Raw genomic sequence first — 23357 nt, forward strand, 5'->3', positions numbered from 1 at the left:
CCGCCCGCTGGTTCTGATGGGCCTGCTGCTGTGCCTGCTGGCTGGGATCAGCCTGTTTGTGGGCGCCAGCCCGCTGCATCCCGGCGCCCTGCTGAGCGATCCGCAAGCGCTGCAGCTGCTGGCGGTCAGCCGCATTCCCCGCACCGCGGCGGTGCTGCTGACCGGTGCTGCCATGGCGGCGGCGGGTGTCATCATGCAGCTGCTGGTGCGCAACAAATTCGTCGAACCCGGCACCACCGGCACCAATGAAGCCGCCATGCTGGGATTGCTTGCGGTGACGCTGCTGACTCCCGCGATGCCCCTGTTCGGTAAGATGCTGGCGGCCTCGGCGTCGGCCCTGGCGGGCACGGCGTTGTTCATCCTGCTGGCCCGCCGCATTCCGCCGGAGCGGCCGCTGCTGATCCCGCTGGCCGGGCTGGTTTACGGCGGGGTGCTGATGGCCTGTGCGAGTTTTATCGCCATTCAGAGCGACCTGCTGCAATACCTTGGGATCTGGATGAGCGGTGAGTTCTCCGGCATTCTGGCGGGGCGGTACGAGCTGCTGTGGCTGGCCGGCGGGCTGGCGCTGCTGTCTTATTTCGCCGCCGATCAATTCACCATTGCGGGCCTGGGGCGGGCTGTCAGCCTGAACCTCGGGCTGCGCTACGGGCAGGTTCTGGGGTTCGGCATTGTCACCGTTTCGCTGGTGTCGGCGCTGGTGATCGTGACCGTTGGCATGCTGCCCTTTGTCGGGCTGGTGGTGCCCAATCTGGTCTCACGCATTATGGGCGACAATCTGGGTGCCAGCCTGCCGGTTGTTGCCGGAACCGGAGCCGGGCTGCTGCTGCTGTGCGATATTCTGGGGCGGCTGCTGCGTTACCCGTATGAGATCCCCGCCGGGACCGTTTTCGGCCTCTTTGGTGCCGCGGTGTTCCTGTACATGCTGCTGGGGCGGCGGGCGCATGGCTGACCGGCGGATCCTGGGCCTTGGCTGTTTGCTGGCGGCGGCGGCGGCGCTGTTCCTGTTCTGGGGCTTGCGCGGGCCGACGGCCTATATCCTGGAGCTGCGGATGGTCAAACTGGCGGGCCTGCTGTCGGTCGGGGCCGCCGTGGGGGTGGCGACGGTGCTGCTGCAGACGATCAGCCGCAACCGCATTCTGACGCCCGCCTTCATGGGGTTCGATGCGCTGTTCCTGCTGCTGCAGACCGGGCTGGTTGCCGGGCTGGGAATTGCCGGCAGCAGCCGGATCCCGCCTCTGGCGGGGTTTTTGCTGGACGCCGCGGTGATGATGGGCGCGGCGCTGCTGTTGTTCACCAGCGTGCTGCGCCGGACCCGCCACGACATTCAGCTGATGGTGCTGACCGGCGTGGTGCTGGGCCTGATGTTCCGGACCATCACTGCCTTTCTCCAGCGGCTGATGGATCCATCCGAATTCTCGATCGTGCAGACCAGGATGTTCGCGCAGTTCGGCAGCATCGACCGCGAGGCCCTGGTGATGGCGCTGGGGCTGATGATGCTGGCCTTTTGCTGGCTCTGGCGCAATCACGCGGTGCTGGATGTGGCCGCGCTTGGCCGGGACACGGCGCGCAGCCTGGGCGTGGGCCATGACCGGCTGCAGCTGAAGGTGCTGTGCATCATTGCCGCGCTGGTCTCGGTGTCGACGGCGCTGGCCGGGCCGGTTGCCTTTCTGGGGCTGCTGGTGACCAGCCTGGCGCACAGCCTGATGCGGACCCACCGCCATGCGCTGCTGCTGCCGGCCGCGGCGCAGATTTCCGCGCTTATCCTGGTTGCGGGCCAGACCGTGTTCGAACGCATCCTGAGGCTGCAATCCACCCTCGCCGTTGTCATCGAGTTCTGCGGCGGCCTGCTGTTCATGTTTTTGCTGACAAGGGGGAAAATCTGGTGATTACAGTATCCGGCCTCAGCTATGGCCTTGGCGCGAAGCCCATTCTGGACGGGATTGATGCGGAGATCCCCGCAGGCCGGGTCACCGCCCTGATCGGCCCCAATGGCGCGGGCAAATCGACCCTGCTGAACCTGATCGCGCAGCAGCTGACCCCCAGCCGCGGCCGCATCAGCCTGGACGGTATGGACGCGGCCCGGATCGCCCCCGGCCGGCTGGCCCGCAAGATGGCGGTTGTGGCCCAGAACCTGACCGTGGCCAGCCGGGTCCGGGTCAAGGATCTGATCGGTTTCGGCCGCTGGCCCCACAGCCAGGGGCGGCTGACGGCAGCGGATCACGCGGCAATCGGGGATGCAACAGAGCTGTTCGGCCTTGCCCCGCTGCAGCAGCGGTTTCTGGATGAGCTGTCGGGCGGCCAGCGCCAGCGGGCCTTTATCGCCATGGCCTATGCCCAGGACACCGATTGGCTGCTGCTGGACGAGCCTCTGAACAACCTGGACCTGCACCACGCCCGCAACCTGATGGCGCAGCTGCGCCGCCTGGCCGAAGAGCGCGGCAAAGGCATCGTGATTGTCGTGCATGACCTCAACTATGCGATCAGCTGGTCCGATCACGTGGTGGCGCTGAAGGACGGCCGGATCGCTTTTCAGGGCCCGGTGGATGAGGCCGCCAGCGCCGCCAGCCTGACGGCGCTGTATCAGACACCGGTGGCCCTGACCCGGATCGGCGGCCTGCCGTTTGCGCACTACCACCGTTAAGGGCGGATGCAGGCGCCGCGGCGGGCCGTTTGACCTGCGTCAGCCGGGAGTGACCGCCATCAGCGCCGCCTTGCGGCCTGCTGTAAGGCCGTCAATGGAATTGACGATTGCCCTCCGGTCGATCCGGAAATGGCGGGAGAGATCCCCGATTGTCCCGGTTTGGCCAAAATGCTCCACCCCGTGCGGCACTGTCCTGTGCCCGGCCACGGCGCCAAGCCAGGCGAGGGTGGCCGGATGGCCGTCGATCACGGTGACCAGGGTGCAATGCGCAGGCAGATCCCGCAGCAGCTGTTCGATATGCGACAGGGCGGCCGGATTGCCACGGGCGCGCTCCCGCTGGGCGGCGGTCCAGCCTGCGTTCAGACGGTCCGCCGAGGTGACGGCCAGCACGCCGGCATCCCGCCGCACTTCGCCGATCATGCCGGCGGCGGCAATCGCCTCATCCGCTACTGCGCCCTGATAGGCGATCACAACCGAACAATTCGGTCCGGGCTTGCGCAGCCAGTAGGCACCATCGATGGCGCCTTGGCGGAAATCATCATCGGCGCGTTTACCGGGCTGCTCCAGCGGTTTTGTGCTGAGCCGCAAATAGACCGATCCGCCGGTCTCATCCCGGAGCCAAGTGCGTTCATCCGGGTCGCCCTCGCCCTCCCGCTGCAAATAGCCAAAGGCCCATTCCATGATCACCGCCAGTTCATCGGCAAAGGCGGGTTCAAAGGCGGCCAGCCCGTCCTGGCTCATCCCGATCAGCGGCGTGCTGATGGATTGATGGGCGCCGCCCTCGGGCGCCAGGGTCACGCCGGAAGGGGTGCCAGCGATCATGAAGCGCGCATCCTGGTAGCAGGCATAGTTCAGCGCATCGAGACCGCGGCAGACAAAGGGGTCATAGACCGTGCCGACCGGGATCACCCGCTTGCCCCACAGGCTGTGCGCCAGCCCCGCCGCTCCCAGCAGCAGGAACAGGTTCATCTCGGCGATGCCCAGCTCCAGATGCTGGCCCTCGGGGGCAAAGTTCCACTTGGCGGTCGAGGGAATGCGGTGCTCGATAAACGCATCCGCCTGGGCCTCGCGGGCGAAAAGTTTGCGCCGGTTCACCCAAGGCCCCAGCCCGGTGGTGCCGGTCACATCCGGCGAGGTGGTCATGATCCGTGCTGCCAGTTCGCTGTCACCGCGCGCCAGCGCGTCCATGATTTTGCCAAAGGCCATCTGGGTTGAGATTTCGCGGGATGCATCCAGCGCCACGGCCGGCACCGCCAGCGGAGCCTCGGCATAGCGGCGCGGGCCATGGGCAAAAAACGGCACCTGGCCCAGGAAGGCCTGCAGCGCCGGCACATCCGCAACGGTGGCAAAAGGATCCCATTCCCGGCCTTCGGGCACCCCCATATGGGTCTGCCAGTCCGTCATCTGCGCCTTGGTCATCAGCCCGCCGTGGTTGTCCTTGTGGCCGGCAATCGGCGTGCCCCAGCCCTTGACCGTATAGGCCAGGAAGCAGACCGGGCGGTCGTGATCAATGGCCGCAAATGCCTCTGCCATGGTTTCCACGCAGTTGCCGCCGAGATTTTCCATCAGCGCCGCCAGTTCGGCGTCATCGCGGCCCTCAATCAGCGCGGTGACTGCGCCTTGATCACCCAGATCATCCAGCAGCCGCTGGCGCCAGACCGCGCCGCCCATATAGGTCAGCGCTGAATATTCCTGGTTCGGGCAGGCATCGATCCAGGCGCGCAAGGCGTCCCCGCCCGGCTCCTCGAACGCGGCACGCTGCAGCGCCCCGTATTTGACCTTCACCACATCCCAGCCAAAGGCATCGAACACTTTTTCGATCCGCCCAAACAAGCCCTCGCGCACGATCCCGTCCAGCGACTGGCGGTTGTAGTCGATGATCCACCAGGTGTTGCGCAGGCCGTTTTTCCAGCCCTCCTGCAGCACCTCGTAGATATTGCCCTCGTCCAGTTCCGCGTCGCCCGCCAGCGCCACCATGCGGCCCAGCCTGGTGCCCGACCCCCAGTCCTTGGCCGCGATGAAGTCCTGCACCATCGAGGCCAGCGCGGTGATGCCGACACCGAGCCCGACCGAGCCGGTGGAGAAATCCACATCGTCAATGTCCTTGGTGCGGCTGGGATAGCTTTGGACGCCGCCGAAGCCGCGGAAGTTTTCCATTTTTTCGCGGGTCTGATTGCCCATCAGATACTGCATCGCGTGGAACACCGGCGCGGCATGGGGTTTGACGGCCACCCGGTCCTCGGGCCGCAGCGCCGAGAAATACAGCGCTGTCATGATCGACACCATCGAGGCCGAGGAGGCCTGATGCCCGCCCACCTTGATCCCGTCAGGATTGGGGCGGATGTGGTTGGCATTGTGGATCATCCAATGCGACAGCCACAACAGCCGCTGTTCGATGGTCTTCAGATGGGGCAGGGCCGGGTGCATGGCGGTCTCCTTATTCGGCGGCGTGCTGCACCGGGGCAGGCAGGGCCTGCTCCAGATCAGCCAGAATGTCCTCAACCTCTTCCAGGCCGACGGACAGGCGGATCAGCCCGTCGCTGATGCCATGTTCGGCGCGCTCTTCCGGCGTATAGGTCGAATGGGTCATCGAGGCGGGGTGCTGGATCAGGGTTTCGGCATCGCCCAGGGACACCGCGCGCTGGATCATCTGCAGTCCGTTCATCAGGGCGATGCCGCCGGGCAGGCCGCCGTCAACCTCAAACGCAATCATCGCGCCCGGCTGGTCCATCTGGCGTTCTGCCACGTCATACTGCGGGAAGCTTTTGAGGCCTGGGAAATGCACCGTGCGGACAGCCGGATGAGCGGCAAGGTAGTCTGCAACCACCCTGGCCGAGGCGCAGTGGCGGTCCATCCGCAGGTTCAGCGTCTTCAGCCCGCGCAGGATCAGCATGGCGTTGAACGGCGCCATCACGGCCCCGGTCATGTCTTTCATTCCGACCAGGCGGATTTCGGCAATCTGCTCGGCGCGGCCCGCGACTAGCCCGGCCACCACATCGCCATGGCCGCCAAGGTATTTGGTGGCGGAATGCAGCACGATATCAGCGCCCAGTTCAATCGGGCGGGTCAGATACGGGGTGGAATAGGTGTTGTCGACCACCAGCTGCGCGCCGGCAGCATGGGCGATCCCGGCCGCGGCGGCGATATCGACCAGCCGCATGTTGGGATTGGCCGGTGTTTCGAAATAGACCACCCGGGTCTTGCTGGTGACCGCCTGGCGCAGGTTGTCCAGGTCGCTCATGTCGACATGGGTGATGGTGACGCCCCACTTTGCCAGCCCGTGGCGCATAAAGGCAAAGGTGCAGCCGTAAAGCGTCTTGTCGACGATGACCTCGTCCCCCGGCGACAGCAGCGTCCACAGCACGGCGGTCACCGCGCCCATGCCGCTGGCCAGCGCCAGGCCTGCTTCCGCCCCCTCGAGCGTGGCGATGCGCTGCTCCAGCAGATCGCAGGTCGGGTTTGAGATGCGGCTGTAAATATGGCCCGCGCGCTCCCCCGCAAACATCTCGCCGCCCGCCTCGGCGGTCTCAAACGCAAAGGTCGAGGTAAGGTGCAAAGGCGGCGTCAGCGCGCCCTCGTGGTCCTGCGGATCATAGGCGTGGTGAATGGCGCGGGTGGCAAAGCCGTTGGGGCGGGTCATGGCTGTCTCCTCAATCTGATTTCAGCCATAATACGCCAGATGATGTGGCAAGTGATTGCGGATTGTGCTTCAATAGGCGGAAAAATTGGCAGATACTGCCAATGGAGGATTTAATGGACGCCAAGGACAGACAAATCATCCGCGCCCTGCAGCAGGACGGGCGGATGACGAACCAAGAGCTTGCCGACGCGGTCAGCCTGTCCCCGTCGCCCTGCCTGAGGCGGGTCCGGAACCTGGAGGCCAAGGGGATTATCCGGGGCTACAGCGCCGATGCGGATGCTGCTGCCTGCGGATTGGCGATCACGGTCTTTGTCCGCATCCGGCTGGAACGGCATAACGAAACCGACGTTCAGAATTTCGAACGGCGGATGCAAATGATCGAGGAAGTGCTGGAATGCCACGTTCTGACCGGCGCAATGGACTACCAGCTGCGCGTTCTGGTGCCTGACCTGGAAGCTTATGAGAATTTCATCCGCCACCGTATTCACCCGATCGGCGGCATCGCATCAATCGACACCAGTTTTGTCTACAGTACCGTCAAACGCACTGCCGTCTTTCCCTTGATTGAATGAACCCGGGCGCTCCGGGTTAACAGCGCCGATGCCCGCGGGCGCGCTGTTCTGAAGCGCGGTATCCGGCGTCGGGACCTGTTCTTTTTTCGGAGCGTTACCGGCTGCCACGTCGGAATGGAGGCGTGCTTGAGCGCATGATTGCAGATTTGGCAACGCGGAATTTTGGGGCCGGCATCTTAAGCCAGCCGCCGGCACGCGCTTTCCAGCCCGGCTTACTCGGTCTCTGGTGACGGAGAAAGGTACGCGCCTTTGCTGCCCCGCAGGAAGTCAATGTGATGCAGTGGTTCGCGCTCTCCGGCGGCATCGATGTGCCAGACTGGGTTGTTGTAAAACCCTGGAGAGGAGCCATCCACCATGAACGGGATCACCACCATCGGGCTTGATATCGCAAAGAAAGTCTTCCAGCTTCACGGAGTAGATGAAGACGCTAAGGTTATTCTGCGCAAATCGCTGCGACGCGGGCAGATGCCGGCATTCTTCAGCGCTCTACCGCAGGGCCCTGGTCTGCCGCCCGCCGGCCCCGGAAACCATCCTCCCGATGGAGCAACGGCCAACCATGCACTAACTTTCAAACCGGACCACCCGATGGGGGCACGCCAATCATCCGCATGCAAACCTCATCATGGCTGGCGGCGCGTTTGACACGCCGGTCAAGTTCCAGAAAGTGTTGATATAACACTACTCTTGGGTCCGGACGCGGCACGAGGGCATGTTCCAGAACATCGTCCATCTCGATCATAGGGCGTGCAATGCCATCGAAACTCCCGTGCTTCACGGTTTCGGGCGGACGACTCCCCAAATATCTTCAGCAACCCGCGTTCTAAGCCTTGAATGGGGACTGCAGCCGCAGCAGGCTGCGCGCAGCGCTTCGCGGAGGATTGTGCAGCTCGCAACAACATCCCGGCTGCCATGATTTTTTGCCTGGAGGCCAGAAACGAGCAGCTGCAAGTTCAGCGGCAGCTGCAAGCGCAAAGCGGTCACGCAGATTGCTTATTTTCGTGTTTGCAGTGAGGCAGACCTTCAAGCTATCACCGTGACGCTAACAGGTCCCGCATCATAATTTCCGTGACAGGTTTTGTCAGAGTTGCTAGCCGGGAAGCCCCATTAAGGGCGTTCGGTATACGCGTTGCCTCTCTCGTTGACATCAGCACGAGCCGGCATTCTGGGTGCAGGTTGTGCGCCAGCCGCAACACCTCCCATCCAGAAGCGCCATCGTCGAGATTGAGATCGCTTATAACCAGGTTCAACTTGCACTGCTGCTGGATCTGAGTTGTGCCTTCGGTAAAGCTTGCAGCCGCGAAGACTGCATAGCCCAAGCGCTCCAGCGCATTGGACGTGGCGGCAAGGTTGGCCGGATCATCGTCAACCACCAGCGCGGTCCCGGCGGCATGCGCCTGGCGGGCGTGATTGTCCTCTTTCGCCAAGGCAGGGAATTTCATCGTAACAGTTGTGCCCTGAAGTGGCGGCTCAGTCCGCGAGGTGATGGTCAGGTGTCCGCCTGACTGGTGAACGAAGCCATCGACCATGGACAGCCCTAGTCCAGTCCCGTTGCCATCGTTGCGATGGGTGAAAAAGGGTTCGGCCGCGCGCCGCAGGACATCGGGGGGCATGCCGCAGCCGCTATCGCGGATGGACAATTGAGCCCCCCCGCCGTTGCCGGTGCCGACGGTCACATAAATTGTGCCGGAACCGGTGATCGCTTGGCCTGCATTGACGCAAAGGTTCAGCACGGCACTTTCCAGCTGTCCCGGATCGACGCGGGCGAAGACGGGTGCGTCCGAAGGGGTGAACTCGAGGGAGACGGTGTCAGGCAATGCGATTTCCAGCAGGTCGGTCATGCCTTCGACAAGCAGTCCGATGTCGGTCACCTGCGGTTCCAGATGCTGTTTGCGGGCAAAGGCCAGAAGCCGCTCCGTCAATGACACGCCCAGATCCACGGCAGACCTGATGCGGGCGCGGAAGTGCCGCGACTTTTCCTTGTCTGCTTCTTCCAGAAGGTGCAGATTGCCGGAGATGCTGGACAGGATATTTCCGAAGTCGTGGGCGACTTCGCCAGTGACCTTTCCCAGCGTTTCGACCCGGCGGATCTCCTCCAGCCGCTCGTCGATGCGCTTGCGCTCGGTGGTTTCCGACAGGAGCCACACTGCACCGCCGTCTGGCAGCGGCGAGTGGCGCAGTTCCAGCACGTGACCGGACGTATCGGTGTATTCTTCAAACCCGCCCCGTTCGCCTGCGCTTGCCTGCCGCACAAAAGCAGAGCGGGCGATCAGCGCCTGCATGTCCATGCGGGGTTCGTTGTCCTCTGGCGCCAGCCGAAGGAGGGTGCGGAGGGTGCCGTTTTCCGCTTCGATCTGCCCGTCGGCGGCGGTGATGGCGACGCCGTCCTTGATGTTGCGGAACACGCGGGAAAACAGCGCGTTCTGGCGTCGGATCTCGCCGGTGCGGCGGTCGAGCTTGCGGGCGTTGTCGCGGAAAACCTGGAAGGCTGCAAAAAGCTGACCGATCTCATCGTCGCTGATGCGCGCGCGGGGCAGGTCGCTGCGGTGATCGCCTGCCGCGAGTCTGCGCATGGCGAAGGCAACCCGGCGCAGGTTGCGGGTGACATAGCGCGAGACATAAAACGCGGAAGTCACCGCCACCAGAAGGCTCATCAGCGTAAATGCGAGAAAGGAGTTCTTGGCAATGCCGAGGTTGTACGAGGTCTCGGCACGGGCCTGGCTGAGGCGGGCCTCTGCCTGGGCGACCTTTTCCCCTGCATAGGTGGTCACGCGGCCAACTTCCTGCCGGATGCGGAAGAGGGCATTTCCCGCGTCAAGCTGTGCGGCGAGTTCACGGTGTTTGAGCACGAAGAGGCCGTCGCTGCGCGACAGCGACGCCTGGATCTCTCGATAAGTAGAGCGATGGGCGGGCAGCAAGCGCGGTTCGAGGCGGTCACGGATGGCGGTGTAGCGGCGGGTGAACTCGCCCAGTTCGATCAGGGCCGCGGCCCGCCCGGCGGCGATGGCGCTGGCGGTCAGCTGTTGGAGTTCGGCCCAGATCTCGCGCTCCGCCAGCGGCAGCGAGGTATCGCCTGATTGCCGCCGGACCCGTCCGTTCAGTCGCTGCATATCGCGGTCTATCGCCGTGAGGCCGGCCTTGCGCGCGGTTTGCGGAACCAGCGCGGCGGTTAAATCGTCGATGGCAAGCTGCAGCCGGGCCAAGGGCAGTTCAAGCGCGGGATCGCCGGTCGCATGGGCCTCAATCCGGGCGAGGCTGCCGCGGACCTTCTCGGCCTCCTGTTCAAGCTGGAAGGTCGGGAAGAGCGCATGGAGAAAGGGCGCGGAGGTCGCCAGATCGGCCGCATGGCGCGACAGGTCGAGGGCGTCGGAGACTTCGGCCAGCGTTTCCTGATGCAGCACGTTCATCCAGATTTCGGTCCGGTTCAGCACCCGCATCCCGATCAGGCTGACCAGCAGGATCAGCCCGAACAGCACCGCAATGGCGGCGGAAAGGCGAAAGCGGACGCTGAGGGAGGAGAGCGGAGGCAACACCTGTTCAGTTCCCGGAGAGCTGAAAAATATACCCTTGCGCCCGGCGGGTCTGCAGGTGGACGGGTTTTGAGGGCACGCCTTCGATCTTGCGGCGCAGGCGCAGGATCAGCACGTCGATGGTGCGGTCCACGTAGCGCTGCATGTCGGAGCCCAGTTCCTCCAGCAGTTCCGGGCGCGGGATGACCCGGTCGGGGTTGCGGGCGAAATATTCCAGCAGGCGGTATTCGGCGTTGGTGAGCGGGATCTCCTCGCCCTCTGCATCCAAAAGGCGGCGGGATTGCACGTCGATCCGCTTGGAGCCGAAGGCGATCTCCTGGCCGGGATTGGCGCTGGGGCGGGCGGAGCCATGGCCATAGCGGCGCAGCACGGCGCGGATGCGGGCCACCAGCTCGCGCGGGTTGAAGGGCTTGATCATATAATCATCGGCCCCGGTCTCCAGCCCGATGATCTTGTCGATCTCGTCACCCACACCGGTCAGCATGACGATGGGGATCTCATAGCGTTCGCGGATATGGATCGCCAGCGTCAGCCCGGATTCGCCGCGCAGCCGCAGGTCGATCAGCGCCAGATCCACCGGCGGCGGGTCGCCAAGGGCGTGAAAGGCCGGGATATCGGCGCAGCAGATGGCGTCAAAGCCACTCTCCCGCATCAGCGCAGACAGCGTGTCACGCATGTTGGCGTCATCGTCAACGATGGCAATGAGCGGCTCTGTCTTGCCCTGCTGCATGCAACCCTCCTCCTGTCACCTGCGGGTATTTTCGCGGCTCGCGCGCGGCGGCCGCCCTCTTTCTGTGTCGCAAGTGACGGCCAAGTTTAAGGGGACGCGGGAAAGATTGTAACACTGTTAACATGAATCCTGCATTCGCGCTGTTCCGTTAACAGAACGCGGCTCGCCTCCCCGGTAGCGCCGCGCCTATCGTCGGGGGGTCAGCGCCTGATCCACCGGGGAGGTTTCCGGCAGGCGTATCTAGGGAGGATATCATGACAAAATTCTTTACCCGTTCCGCGGCGGCACTGGGCGTTCTATCGCTGAGCGCATTTGCAGCAGCTGCCGAGGACTGCTCCGAGCGCGGCGCGCTTGACGTTCTGTATTGCGACGCAAATGGCGACCTGGTTGCGGATACACCGACCAACCCGGCAGAACTGAGCAACCCGGACACGCTGGTCTTTGCCTATACCCCGGTCGAAGACCCGGCGGTCTATGCCGACATCTGGGCGCCGTTCATCGCGCATCTGGAAGAAGTCACCGGCAAGGACGTGCAGTTCTTTGCAGTGCAGTCGAACTCTGCCGAGGTTGAGGCGATGCGCTCCGGCCGTCTGCATGTGGCGGGCTTCTCTACCGGGCCGACACCCTTTGCCGTGAACCTCGCGGGCGCCGTGCCCTTTGCCATCATGGGGGCCGAGGACGGCCAGTTCGGCTACAAGCTGCAGGTCTTCACCCAGGCCGACAGCGACATCCAGGAAGTGAAGGATCTGGCAGGCCGCCGCGTGGCGCATACCTCGCCGACCTCGAACTCCGGCAATCAGGCGCCGCGCGCGCTGTTCCCGAGCCTGGGCGTGGAGCCCGACAAGGATTACGAGGTGATCTATTCCGGCTCCCACGACCAGTCGATGCTGGGTGTGGTCGCGGGCGACTATGACGCGGCGCCGGTGGCCTCGGAAGTGGTGGACCGCATGGCGGAACGTGGCCTTTATGACCCTGCCGACGTGCGCAAGATTTGGGAGAGCGATCCCTTCCCGACGACCTCCTTCAACGTGGCGCACAACCTAGACCCTGAGCTGACCGCGAAGATCAAGGAAGCGTTCTTCAGCTTTGATTTCGCCGGTACCAAGCTGGGCGAGGAATTCGATGGCGTCAGCAAGTTCATCCCGATCACCTACAAGGATCAATGGGCGGTTATCCGTCAGATCCAGGCCTCTAACGGTGTGGAATACACGCCGCAGGGACTTGCCGGGAATTAACCCTGCCTGCAATTGAAACCGCCCGGTCAGCATGGATCTGACCGGGTGCCTTTCGCGGCCCGGTTTACGTCTCTGCCAAGCGGCAACGTGACAGGGGCGGGGCCGCGCTATGTCCGGGAGACCGTCATGCTGAAAATCACCAAACTGACCAAACGCTACGGATCCGGCGATCCGGTGCTGAAGGAGCTGGACCTGACCGTTGAGGGCGATCAGCTGACCTCGGTCATTGGTTCATCCGGCGCAGGCAAGAGTACCCTCTTGCGCTGCATCAACCGCCTGGTGGAGCCTACATCCGGCACCGTTGATCTGAACGGCACCGATTTCACCAAGCTGAGCCGCCGCGAGCTGCGCACCGCGCGGCGCCGGATCGGAATGGTGTTTCAGAGCTTCAACCTGATCGACAGGCTGACGGTGATGGAAAACGTCCAGTCCGGGCGGCTTGGCTATATTTCCACCTGGGCGGCACTGACACGGCGGTACCCGCGCGAGGACATCCGCCACGCTTATGAGCTGATGGAGCGGGTGGGCATCGCCCATTACGCCAACAAACGCGCCGACGAGCTGTCGGGCGGCGAGCGTCAGCGGGTCGGCGTGGTGCGCGCGCTGATGCAGCGGCCGGAGATCCTCCTGGCGGATGAACCCACGGCTTCGCTCGACCCCAAGACCTCGGAGCAGATCATGACGCTGCTGCGCGATCTGGCCAGCGAGCTGAAGCTGCCGGTGATCATCAACATCCACAATGTGACCGAAGCCAAGGAATTCAGCGACCGCATCGTCGGCATGCGCTATGGGCGGATCATCTTTGACGACAAGCCCGCGGCGCTTGATAAGGAGCAGATGGACGAGATCTATGCAGGCGTGCCGGCCGAGGACCGCGCCCAGGTCGGGGCAGCGGCATGAGCACGGTCAAGGACACCTGGCGCAAGCCGCCGTTCATTGCCAACCCGGTGCTGCGCTATGGGCTTTATGCTGCGGTGGCGATCTATTTCCTGGTGACTCTGGTGACCCTGCCCATCGACTGGGACCGGGTTTCGGACGGGATGGTCCGGGCGCAGCGGATCTTCAGCGGCGCCTTCCCCCCAAGTTTCGAGCGCGCGGGGCTGTTGTTCGACGGCTTCATGGAAAGCCTGAAGATCGCCATTCTCGCAACTGTCGGCGGCATCCTTCTGTCGGTGCCGCTGGCCTTCATGGCGGCGGGCAACATTGCAGTGAAACCCGTCTATCTGCTGGGTCGCGGCATTATCATCGTTGCACGCAGCTTCCACCCGGTCATCGTCGCGATCATCTTTGTGAAGGCGGTGGGCTTCGGCCCCTTTGCGGGCGCTTTGACGCTGGTGGTCTACTCGATCGGCTTTGTCGGGAAACTCTTGGCGGAACGGATTGAGGAGATCGATTTCGGCCAGGTGGAGGCGATGCGCTCTGCTGGGGCAGGCTTCATAGCGACGCTGGCCTATGCGGTGATGCCGCAGATCATGCCGCGCCTCGTCGGCCTTGGCATTTATCAGCTCGACAGCAACCTGCGTGCCTCTGCCGTGGTCGGCATAGTGGGCGCGGGCGGGATCGGCGCGACGCTGGCCAATGCCTTCGGGCGCTATGACTACGACTTTGCCCTGGCGATCACCATGGTCATCGTTGGAGTGATCCTCATCTCCGAGGCGGTAAGCGGATTTATCAGGAAGCGGATTGCATGATGACCAGCAAATCTTTGAACCAAACCCTCGACCACTGGACCCGCTTCACCCTGCGCCAGCGGCTGATGCGCTATGGCGGCTTTGCCTTGACCCTGCTGGTGGTGGCCTGGGCGCTGAGCAGCATCGACGTGATCTGGGCCTGGGTCTGGGACGCGCCGTCGCAGATGGCGGATCTGTTCGGCCGGATGATGCCGCCGGACCCCTCCAACCTGCCGTCAATCCTTGAGGCGATCTGGCAGACGGTCAACATCGCCACGTTGGCGACGATGATCGCGGTCGTGGTCTCGCTGCCGGTTGCCTATATCGCGGCGCAGAACACCACGCCGAACAAGTTCGCCCTTTGGGTCGGGCGCTTCATCCTGGTGTCGTCGCGGTCGGTGAACACGATCATCTGGGCGCTGCTGTTCGTGGCCATCTTCGGCCCCGGCATCGTGGCCGGGATCGTGGCAATCATGTTCCGCTCCATCGGCTTCCTGGGCAAGCTGCTGGGCGAAGCAATCGAAGAGATCGACCGCAAACCCGTCGAGGCGCTGGAAGCCTGCGGCGCGTCGCGCTTTAAGATCGTGCTCTATGCCATCGTGCCGCAGGTAATGCCCGCCTTCTTTGCCGTGGCGATCCTGCGCTGGGACATCAATCTGCGCGAATCCACCGTGCTGGGCCTTGTCGGCGCGGGCGGCATCGGGATGATCCTGCAGGGCGCGATCGACACCTTCAACTGGCCCGAGGTTTCCATGGTGCTGCTGACCATCCTTGCTCTGGTGGTCTTTGGCGAGGTGGTCTCGTCCTACCTGCGCAAAAAGATCCTGTGAAACCGGCCAGATGCACGTAACCCCAGTCTGTTGTGCCTTGCCGCACCAGTGATGGTTGCATAGCGGAGATTCTGGGACTGGGAGCATGCCGAAACCCCGGGGGAAGGGCCTGCCGCTGACTTAAAGGGAACTGGGCAAGATGATCAGTACGAATTGGGCATTTGACACCTATGAAAGTCTGCGGGCGGATCTGCCGCGCGCAGATTTCCCGCAGGAGATGCGCTCTGGCCATGACCTGGGCGACACGGCCCAGGATTACGACGCCTATGTCCTGGATGCTTTCGGCGTGCTGAACCGGGGAGAAACCGCAATCCCTGGCGCGGTGGAGCGCATGGCCGCGCTCCGGGAGCAGGGAAAGCGGCTGGTGGTTCTGACCAACGCTGCAAGCTACAGGCGCGCTGACATTCTGGCCAAGTACCACCGGCTGGGGTTTGATTTTGCGCCGTCAGAGGTTGTTTCCAGCCGGGATGTGGCCTTCTCTGCGCTCCCGAAATTGCCAGACGGCAAGGTTTGGGCTGCAGCGGCGGCGGATGGGGATGATTTCAGTGATGCGCCTGAAGCAGCGCGGATTGCAAAACTGGCGGATGATCCCGGTCTGCTGCGCACTGCAGGCGGCTTCCTGCTGCTGTCCTCGGAACGCTGGAGCGAGACGGAGACCGCGGCCTTGACCGATGCGCTGCTGCGCGATCCAAGGCCGCTCATCGTTGCAAACCCCGACCTCGTTGCGCCGCGTGAAAAAGGCCTGACGGTTGAGCCCGGGCTGATCGCGCATCGGATCACCGGGCGAACTGGCGTAAAGGCGGTTTTCTTCGGAAAGCCGTTCGGTAACGCTTTCGAGGCCGCGCTTGCCCGGCTGGACGGGATCCCGCTGCACCGGATCGCGATGGTGGGCGATACCCTGCACACCGATGTGCTGGGCGGGGCCGCCGCGGGTATTGGCACAATTCTCATCACCGATAACGGCCTGTTCCGAGGCCATGAAATCGCCCCATACATCACGAGATGTGCGATCCGGCCTAACTGGATCATCGCGACGACTTAGGGCAGTCAGCTATTGCTGAGCTTTGCAAAGGATCCCGGAACGTTATCGGCGGATTCCGTGGAAAAACACCCGTTCGCGGGCGCAGAATTTCGTTGCTTGAGTTGGGCGCAAGCGCCTTTCCTATCAGGCTGTGCGCGTCTGCTGCGGTGCAGGAAAGATCTTGGCCAATTTGCGGATGTTTTGGGCGGTTGCGGCGAGGAGGAATTCGTCATTTGCACCGCATGGGCCACGTAATCGTAGCCTTCCGAGGCCGAGGATGCGCTTGAGGTGCGCGAAGAGCATCTCGACCTTCTTTCGGAGCTTCATGGAGATGTCGTATTGCTTGGTCTTTGCGATGTCTCGGGCGACCTGGCGGGCGTCTTCGTGTTCTTCGCGGGTGATTGATCTGGCATCTGCGTTCGGGCAGCATTTCGCCTTGGACGGGCAGGCCTGGCAGGTCAGTTTCAGGGCACGGTATTTGGTTCTGCCCTGTCCGGTCGGCCCCCGGTTCGGATCGGAATAGTTCCGCCGGAACTGCTTCAGCTCTTGGCCCTCGGGGCAGACGTATTGGTCGTTCTCGGCGTCCCACTCGAAGTCCGCCCGGCTCCAGGTGCCGTCGCTGCGGCCAGATTTGTCGAAGACGGGGATGTGCGGGTTAATCTTGCGTTCAACCAGCCAACCCAGCATCGGTCCGGTGCCATAGGCCGTGTCGGCGATCAGGCGTTCGGGATGCAGGTCGAACTTCTCTTTGACCCGCTTCAACATGGTCTTTGTTGACCCGACCTCTGCTTGCCGGATGGAGCGGGTGGGTTCCACATCCAAGATGACACCATGATCTGTGTCGATGAGATAATTGTCGGAATAGCTGAAGAATGCAGGGCCTTTACGGGCCGCTGTCCATTGGCTGGCGGGATCAGAATGCGAGGTGAACTTGGGTTGCACCTCGCTGGCGGCGCCAAAAGCGGCCTCGTCCAGGGTGTCGAGATACTCGCGCACGGCGCGGGGCGCATCGGCGGGATCGATTTGTCCCGCATCCCATTCTTCCTTCGGCGTCGAGTTCTGCTTGTTGGCATCCGCCTCGATCAGGCTGGCATCGACGGCCATGCGCTGTCCGCTCACCAGACCTTCTTGGATACACCGGGCGACAGTCGTCTCGAACAGGTGCCGCAGCAGTTCGCTGTCACGGAAGCGCCCGTGCCGGTTCTTGGAGAAAGTCGAGTGATCCGGAACCCGGTCGCTCAGATCAAGCCGACAAAACCACCGATAGGCGAGGTTCAGATGCACCTCTTCGCAAAGCCGCCGTTCCGACCGAATGCCGAAGCAATAGCCGACCAGGAGCATGCGGATCAGCAACTCGGGATCGACGGAGGGGCGGCCCGTGTGGCTGTAGAAATCCGCCAGATAGGCGCGGACGTCAGTCAAATCGACGAAGCGGTCGATGGACCGAAGAAGGTGATCCTGAGGGACATGATCTTCCAGCGAGAACTCGTAGAACAGCGACGGCTGCGCCTCCTGCCTTGGTCCCATCATCGCAAATCCTCCCGCCCAATGCGGGAATTGAATCAGTAGTTCAGGCCGCAATCAAGGAGGAGTTTTTCAACAAAATAGGCGGGAAGAGGTCATTGGGAAGATGCTGACTTCAATGTTGAGGCTCGTTGAAATCCGAGAGGACCGGATTGCCGCTGCGATCCAGCAAGACGAGCGTGCCATTTTCCCGGCCGTTCATCAGGCCGATCACGGTGACCGGGTTTGGCTTGGTGTAGAAGAGTGAAACGTTAACATACGATAATCGGGGATCAAGCCGGGCTTGTACGGACGTTGATGTTTGTCGAGATTGCCCAAAGCCCTTGCGACAGGGCCCTTCAGTGGCTTTTAACGCTCGAAGGGGCTTTGTTGCATAAATCGGGTTTTGAGCGTACTTAACCCTTTCCCCGGACAGACTTATCCTGCGGCCAGGGTATCCGGTATGCCGAGAGCTGTGTATCGGTTGAGCACGGCGATGGGGACCTGAATCTCTGCGACCTGCCGATCGAAGTCCAGCGCCATGAGGCTTTGGCCGAGCAGTTTGATGCAATGCATCCAATCGCCGGGAAAATGATCCCCCGGATCATTTTCAGACCCTCGTCATATCCCGGCGCGGCGCCGGCGCTGGTATCCAGTCAACCGTCGCCATAGGACGCGGCCCAGGTACTGTGCGGCCCGTAGAGCTTCGGTCCGTGCGATGGCACCCGCGCTTGCCGGCTTCCAGGGATTGGCGTTCCCGCGGGGGGGGATGATGGCGTCAGCACCAGGGGCAGCAATTGCCCCCTGGCATTTCCGGGTGCCATATGCGCCGTCCGCAGTGACGCTGCCTATCTTCTGTTCAGGCGGGATTTGGCCAGGCAGCTCGGGTACGGCAGGCTCACGTTCAGCGTCTTCCGGCGGCGGCATCACCTGCTGCAGTCCGGCACGGCCCAATCCAGCCCAACCAGCGGCAGGAGGCTCTCGGCGAACCCCGCCGTCTGCCGAAGCGGCATGGCGAACATGGCCTTCAATGCCAGGCAGGTCTGGATCGCGGCGTCGCTGAAGCGCTGCTGCCGGCCGCGCTTGCCGCTCGGCGGCGGCGTCCAGATCATCTCCGGATCGAACCAGATTGCAAGAGATCCGCGTCGCCTTGGCGCGTCGTTGCAGGACGACCAGTTCGTGGTCTGGTAATTTGCAGGGGCCCAACGGCTCATGATCCCCAGCTATCGTGCCGTTGTTTCGATGCGCCCCAGTGACGGAGTGGCATTTGGCTCAATTCCTGGTTTTTTTGGCGAATAAATTGGGGGCGGCTTGTGCATCACCGGGGCGGGGCGAGCGTCCGGCATCCGCGTTTGACCGTGCCCTTTTGATGGTAACAGACGGAGCATGGACGTGTTTGAAGACAGCCCGCATATCTATCGGTGCATCGGCATTGGTTTCGGCCCCTCGAACATCGCGCTGGCGATCGCGCTTGAGGAAGCAGGGGAACTGGACAATGTGCTGTTTCTGGAAAAGGCGGCGGCACCGGACTGGCAGGGTGAATTCCTGATCGATGGCAGCGATATCCAGCACAACCCGCTGCGCGATTTTGTAACACCGCGCAACCCGTCCTCCCCGTACGGATTCCTCAGCTATCTGAAGGCTAAGGGCCGCCTTTTCGAATTTCTCAATCTGGAAGCCCCCTATCCGCCGCGAACCGAGTATGCCCGCTATACTGTATGGGTGGCGCGCCAGTTCGACCGGGCGGTGCGCTACAGTTCGGCGGTGCGCAACCTGGCCTATGTCGAGGCCGGCGGGCTTCCGGCAATCCGGATCAGCCTTGAAAACGGGCAGGTGTACCTTGCCCGCAGCGTGAGCTTTGCACCGGGCCGGTCAATCAACGTCCCGGCGCCCTTTGCCGGGCATATGGGCGGGCGGATGGTGCATGCGGCGCAGTACCGGTCTGCCTTGGCCCGCTGGCAGCTCGAGGGCGCTGTCGAACGCATTGCTGTGATCGGTGCCAGCCAGAGCGCCGTGGAAATGCTGCTGGATCTTCCGGGGCATTTTCCGTCGGCGCAGATCACCGGCATCTGCCGGTCCTTCGGCTACAAGCAAAAGGACCTCAGCCCGTTCACCGAACGTGTGTATGAGCCGGAGTTTGTCGACCGGTTTTATGACGCGCCGGAGGCTGTGCAGAACAGCATGCGGCGGGAGCTGTGGCGCAGCAACTATGGCGCAGCAGACCATGACGTGATCGCCGCGCTGCAATTCCGCATGTATGAGCAGCGGGTCACCGGGCGCGAGCAGATCGTACTGCTGGACAACAAGACCACGCTGGACATCACGCCGCGGGACGGGGCAGGGGGCTTTGAGCTGACGCTGCTGGACCGGATGGATGGCAGCGAAATCCGGGCGGGGTTTGATGCGGTCATTCTGGCGACGGGGTTCTTGAACCATAGCTGTGCGCCCGAGGGTGAGCCCTTTCACCCGCTGCTGGCCGGTGTTGCGGAAGATGCCCGGTTCCGCGCGGATGGCGCCATTGCGCAGGCGCGGGATTACCGGCTGCTGAACAAGCCGGGCCTGACGCGGGCCCCGGTCTTCCTGAACGGCGTTTCGGAAACCAGCCATGGATTTGGCGATGCCGGCTCCTTTAGCCTGCTTTCGGTCCGCTCGGCAGAGCTGGCCCGGTCGATTGCCGGGGTGCCGGTCCGGCCGCAGAAAATCTCCCCCGGCGCAGGGCAGGACACCCCTGCGCTGACGGTTCAACCTGCATGACGAGGCAGATTATGTTTGCACTGAAAGACAGAGACACCTTTGACATCGAAACCCTGGTGCGCCGGGGTGAGACCGCGGTGACAACGCGCGAGTACAACGCCGATCTGCGGCGGCTGCTGCCCTGGCCCGGGCGCGCAAACAGCAAGCGCCCGCTGACGGAATTCGGTGCCATCCTAGTGACCATCCGGCCGCAGGAGGACGTCGATGCCCACCGCCACGATGAGGAGGAATGCTTTATCGTCACCGTGGGCCGGGCGAGCCTGGAGATCGAGGGGCAGACAACGCAGCTGTCCGCCGGCGACGTGGTCTATATCCCCCGCTTCTGGATGCACCAGCTGCGCAATCCCAATGCCGAACCCTTTGTCTTTGTTGATCTGTATTGGGACGACAAGGGCCGCAGTTTCGAGACATTTTCCGCCACTGAGCTTGAGGAGGCCATGTGATGAAACCCGCTGCCGCCACGCCCGATTTCATCGTCACCCTGCCGCCGCCGACCCCGAATGGCGGCCTGCATGTGGGCCATATGGCCGGACCGTTTCTGGCTGCGGACATCTTTGCCAAGGCGGCCCAAGCGGGTGGCCGGAGCGTGCATGTGCTGTCCTTCAGCGACACCAACCAGTCCTATGTGCGGGCAACCGCGGAAAAGCAGAACCGCGATCCGGCGGAGCTGGCGTCCGGCTGGACACGCGACATTCTGAACACGCTGGAGATCTACGGCTGCCAGGTCGACAATTACTTTGAACCGGGTCCGGCATCCGACGGCTTTGTGCGGGACACGCTGCTGCGGCTTTACGAGGCGGGGGTTCTCAAGAAAAAATCATTTCCATTCATGTATTTGCCGGACGAAGATCAGTTTCTCGACGAAGCCGGCGCCAGCGGCTTGTGCCCGCGCTGCCTGGATGACTGCAAATGCGGCATCTGCGAGGCCTGCGGGTTTCCGACCCAGGCCGACACGCTTCTGAACCCGCGGTCCACCAATGATCCTTCGGCCCGGGTTGAGGTCCGTCATGCTGAGGTGCTGGTGCTGGAGCTGGAAACCTGGCGCGATGTTCTGCGCCGCTTCCATAGCTTCGGCGACGCGATCCGCCCGAAATACCGCTGGCTGGTCGATGACGCGCTTGCCGGGCCGCTTCCGGACTTCCCGGTGACGGTGCCGGGCAGCTGGGGGATCGAAGCCGGGCACCCGGATCTGCCGGGGCAGGTTGTCAATGCCTGGCCGGAACTGGCACTGAATTTCGTGCATGGCTACAAGCAGGCAGCATCCGCTGGCGGGACGCCGAAGATTGTCAATTTCTTCGGCTATGACAATTCCTATTTCTACGCGATCGTGCATGTGGCCCTGTTGCATGCCGCCGGGATGGAGCAGTTCTTGCCCCATGCCACGGTGATCAATGAATTCTACAATCTGGAGAACGCGAAATTCTCCACCAGCCGCGGGCATCTGATCTGGGCGCGCGACATCGCCGCGGACTATCCGGCAGATCTGGTGCGCTTTTACACGGCGCTTTCCGCGCCGGGATTCGAGCAGGGGAATTTCAATGCCCAGGACATGGAGGAGGTCATCGAGCGCAGGCTGCTGGCTCCGTACAGGCGGATCGCGGCGGCCGCGGCGGCCGCTGGCCAGGGTGCCGGGCTGCCGGAAACTGCTGCCGGTGCGGCAGCGGTGATGGAAGCGCGGGTGGCTGCAAGCTTCTCACTGGAGCGGTTCAACCTCCGGCAGGGGGCCGAGGATGTCCTCAAGGGGCTTGGCGCCATCGAGAGCTTTCAGGCGGCGCCGGGGGCGGGCCGGGACAGCGTGATGCAGATGCTGGGCGCCTGGGCGCGCGCCGCCGCGCCGCTGATGCCTTCGGTTGCCAGCGGCCTGCTGCGGGCGCTGGAGGCCGGGCGCATGCCTGGGGAGCTGGCCGGGCAGGGCGCGGCAGGCGATGCCGCCGCCAGATCGGAGGAGCCGGAACATGCCTGAGCAAATGCACCTCGCCTTCATGACATTTTCCGTGCTCAAGGCGCCCTATGGCGATCCGTCGGTGCAGGAATTCGATGACCGGACGCCGGATACCTTTGCCGAAGCGGAAAGCAGCGACGGCTTTATCGACCGTGCCAAGCCGGTGGAGGACACCGCCTGGATGACCAACTACCAAAAGGACTGGGGGCGCTGGGGGCCGTTCGCGGTGCCGCGCTTCTATCCCGGCGGCACCTCCAGCGGCAGCTCCTATCAGGCGCAGACGCTGTCGGTTTGGCGCGACCTGCATTCGGTCTGGACCTTTGCCTACCGCGGCGCCCGCCACCGGTCCGCGCTGAAGCAATCCGCCGAGTGGTTCGGGCAGCAGGACTGGCCGATTTTTGCAGCCTGGTGGATTCCGGCCGGGCATCAGCCCGTCTGGCCGGAGGCCTGCGCCAGGCTGGAGCATCTGCATGACCACGGGCCGGCACCGCATGCCTTTACCTTCAAGTCGGCCTTTGACCCGCAAGGCAGGCCCTGCCGGCCGAATGCCAAACTTGAGCCGGAGCCTGCCTGAGCAGGCGCGCAGGATGAAGCAGCATGACCTTCGATTTTGAAACCTTCGCTGCGGTCATCGCGGTTTATGTGATGATCGTCATCAGCCCGGGGCCCAATTTTGTTCTGATCACCCGCTACAGCCTGCGGCACCCGGTGCCGCTGGCGTTTGCGGTGACGCTCGGCCTAGCGGCGGGCGCTACAATCAATGCCTCGATCACCATGTTCGGTGTGGGGTCGCTGATTGTGGCTTATCCGGTGTTCGGCTTCATGGTCTCTGTCGCGGGCGGCGGGTTCATGGGGTATCTGGGGCTGAGCGCAATTGTCTCGGCGCTGCGGGGGCGCACGCAGCTGCAGCCGGCAGGCCACGTGAGCACGCTGCCCGCGGAGCAGATGGAGGCGGTACCGGATGACCCGCCCGCCGGTGAAAGCCTTTTATCTGCGCTTAACAAGGGGCTGCTGGTCAATTTGCTCAACCCGAAGGGCATCGTGTTCTTCATCGGGCTTTATGCGCCGCTGATCGCCCGGACCAGCCTGGCCACCAAGGGCGCTGTGCTGGCCGCGAGTTTTCTGATCGAGATCCTTTGGTACGGTCTGGTGATCCTGATCCTGGCCCGGCCCAGGTTCCGCAGCCTGTATGAACGTGCCAGCTTTTCCATCGATTGTGTTCTTGGATTGGTGCTGCTGCTGATCGGGATGCGGATCCTGCTGCAGGCGGGCACATATCTATAGGAGCTTGA

Annotated in this window: 20 protein-coding genes and 2 pseudogenes; 16 read left to right on the forward strand and 6 right to left on the reverse strand. The window is 63.2% G+C overall.

Annotated elements, in window-relative coordinates:
- Positions 1-16 precede the first annotated feature (16 nt).
- Genes METH_RS16035 through METH_RS16045 form a run of 3 tightly spaced genes read left to right on the forward strand, consistent with a single transcriptional unit; the run spans position 17 to position 2641 of the window.
- Entirely contained in the window at positions 17-949 is a 933-nt protein-coding gene (locus METH_RS16035) for an ABC transporter permease (RefSeq protein WP_044008706.1), read from the forward strand.
- The gene (locus tag METH_RS16040; protein WP_024091532.1) at positions 942-1886 is read left to right on the forward strand and encodes an iron chelate uptake ABC transporter family permease subunit; all 945 of its coding nucleotides are present in this window, start codon (positions 942-944) and stop codon (positions 1884-1886) included. Before METH_RS16035 ends, METH_RS16040 begins: the two co-directional genes overlap by 8 nt.
- Entirely contained in the window at positions 1883-2641 is a 759-nt protein-coding gene (locus METH_RS16045) for an iron ABC transporter ATP-binding protein (RefSeq protein WP_024091533.1), read from the forward strand. Before METH_RS16040 ends, METH_RS16045 begins: the two co-directional genes overlap by 4 nt.
- A 39-nt stretch (positions 2642-2680) precedes the next feature.
- Here METH_RS16045 and METH_RS16050 read toward each other — a convergent pair whose 3' ends face one another.
- Positions 2681-5068, reverse strand: a complete 2388-nt coding sequence (locus tag METH_RS16050; protein ID WP_024091534.1) for a transketolase — start codon at positions 5066-5068, stop codon at positions 2681-2683.
- 10 nt (positions 5069-5078) lie between these two features.
- Complete coding sequence (locus METH_RS16055; RefSeq protein ID WP_024091535.1) at positions 5079-6281, reverse strand: methionine gamma-lyase; 1203 nt, start codon at positions 6279-6281, stop codon at positions 5079-5081.
- A gap of 113 nt (positions 6282-6394) precedes the next feature.
- On the opposite strand from METH_RS16055, the gene METH_RS16060 reads away from it, so the two are divergent.
- Both METH_RS16060 and METH_RS24885 read left to right on the forward strand, forming a co-directional pair.
- Positions 6395-6853, forward strand: coding sequence for an Lrp/AsnC family transcriptional regulator (locus tag METH_RS16060; protein WP_024091536.1), 459 nt, complete (start codon positions 6395-6397; stop codon positions 6851-6853).
- A gap of 354 nt (positions 6854-7207) precedes the next feature.
- Positions 7208-7342: pseudogene (locus METH_RS24885) on the forward strand (IS110 family transposase); the annotation flags it as partial.
- Positions 7343-7881: 539 nt separating this feature from the next.
- Here the strand turns inward: METH_RS24885 and METH_RS16065 are convergent.
- Together METH_RS16065 and METH_RS16070 are read right to left on the reverse strand one after the other, a co-directional pair.
- Complete coding sequence (locus METH_RS16065) at positions 7882-10326, reverse strand: ATP-binding protein (RefSeq protein ID WP_342667049.1); 2445 nt, start codon at positions 10324-10326, stop codon at positions 7882-7884.
- Positions 10327-10387: 61 nt separating this feature from the next.
- On the reverse strand, positions 10388-11110 hold the full coding sequence (locus tag METH_RS16070; RefSeq protein ID WP_024091539.1) for a winged helix-turn-helix domain-containing protein: 723 nt from the start codon (positions 11108-11110) through the stop codon (positions 10388-10390).
- Between the two features lie 254 nt (positions 11111-11364).
- Here METH_RS16070 and phnD point away from each other — a divergent pair, with 254 nt between their 5' ends.
- From phnD to METH_RS16095, 5 genes are all read left to right on the forward strand, one after another.
- Positions 11365-12345: a phosphate/phosphite/phosphonate ABC transporter substrate-binding protein gene (phnD, locus tag METH_RS16075; RefSeq protein WP_024091540.1), complete on the forward strand. Its 981-nt coding sequence runs from the start codon at positions 11365-11367 to the stop codon at positions 12343-12345.
- A gap of 126 nt (positions 12346-12471) precedes the next feature.
- Positions 12472-13245 (forward strand): phosphonate ABC transporter ATP-binding protein, encoded by a 774-nt coding sequence (gene phnC, locus METH_RS16080; RefSeq protein ID WP_024091541.1) that lies wholly within the window; start codon positions 12472-12474, stop codon positions 13243-13245.
- Positions 13242-14036: a phosphonate ABC transporter, permease protein PhnE gene (phnE, locus tag METH_RS16085; protein WP_024091542.1), complete on the forward strand. Its 795-nt coding sequence runs from the start codon at positions 13242-13244 to the stop codon at positions 14034-14036. The genes phnC and phnE (METH_RS16085) overlap by 4 nt, the downstream gene beginning before the upstream one ends.
- Complete coding sequence (phnE, locus tag METH_RS16090; protein WP_024091543.1) at positions 14036-14845, forward strand: phosphonate ABC transporter, permease protein PhnE; 810 nt, start codon at positions 14036-14038, stop codon at positions 14843-14845. The genes phnE (METH_RS16085) and phnE (METH_RS16090) overlap by 1 nt, the downstream gene beginning before the upstream one ends.
- Positions 14846-14984: 139 nt before the next feature.
- Positions 14985-15887, forward strand: a complete 903-nt coding sequence (locus METH_RS16095; protein ID WP_024091544.1) for an HAD-IIA family hydrolase — start codon at positions 14985-14987, stop codon at positions 15885-15887.
- A 123-nt stretch (positions 15888-16010) separates the two neighbouring features.
- Here the strand turns inward: METH_RS16095 and METH_RS16100 are convergent, their stop codons facing one another.
- On the reverse strand, positions 16011-17396 hold the full coding sequence (locus METH_RS16100) for an IS1182 family transposase (RefSeq protein WP_024089601.1): 1386 nt from the start codon (positions 17394-17396) through the stop codon (positions 16011-16013).
- Between the two features lie 100 nt (positions 17397-17496).
- On the opposite strand from METH_RS16100, the gene METH_RS24575 reads away from it, so the two are divergent.
- The gene (locus METH_RS24575; protein ID WP_024091545.1) at positions 17497-17637 is read left to right on the forward strand and encodes a hypothetical protein; all 141 of its coding nucleotides are present in this window, start codon (positions 17497-17499) and stop codon (positions 17635-17637) included.
- A 170-nt stretch (positions 17638-17807) separates the two neighbouring features.
- Here the strand turns inward: METH_RS24575 and METH_RS23270 are convergent.
- A pseudogene (locus tag METH_RS23270) lies at positions 17808-18583 on the reverse strand (transposase).
- A gap of 172 nt (positions 18584-18755) precedes the next feature.
- Here METH_RS23270 and METH_RS16115 point away from each other — a divergent pair.
- Genes METH_RS16115 through METH_RS16135 form a run of 5 tightly spaced genes read left to right on the forward strand, consistent with a single transcriptional unit; the run spans position 18756 to position 23349 of the window.
- Positions 18756-20123 carry a lysine N(6)-hydroxylase/L-ornithine N(5)-oxygenase family protein gene (locus METH_RS16115; protein WP_052348724.1) on the forward strand — a complete coding sequence of 456 codons (1368 nt, stop codon included), beginning with the start codon at positions 18756-18758 and terminating at the stop codon, positions 20121-20123.
- An 11-nt stretch (positions 20124-20134) separates the two neighbouring features.
- Entirely contained in the window at positions 20135-20566 is a 432-nt protein-coding gene (locus METH_RS16120; RefSeq protein WP_024091548.1) for a cupin domain-containing protein, read from the forward strand.
- Entirely contained in the window at positions 20566-22086 is a 1521-nt protein-coding gene (locus METH_RS16125; protein WP_024091549.1) for a class I tRNA ligase family protein, read from the forward strand. Before METH_RS16120 ends, METH_RS16125 begins: the two co-directional genes overlap by 1 nt.
- Entirely contained in the window at positions 22079-22639 is a 561-nt protein-coding gene (locus METH_RS16130) for a DUF3291 domain-containing protein (protein ID WP_024091550.1), read from the forward strand. The genes METH_RS16125 and METH_RS16130 overlap by 8 nt, the downstream gene beginning before the upstream one ends.
- A 23-nt stretch (positions 22640-22662) precedes the next feature.
- Entirely contained in the window at positions 22663-23349 is a 687-nt protein-coding gene (locus METH_RS16135; RefSeq protein ID WP_024091551.1) for a LysE family translocator, read from the forward strand.
- Positions 23350-23357 lie beyond the last annotated feature (8 nt).

Origin of the sequence: Leisingera methylohalidivorans DSM 14336, from assembly GCF_000511355.1 — a bacterium.
Lineage (GTDB): Bacteria > Pseudomonadota > Alphaproteobacteria > Rhodobacterales > Rhodobacteraceae > Leisingera > Leisingera methylohalidivorans.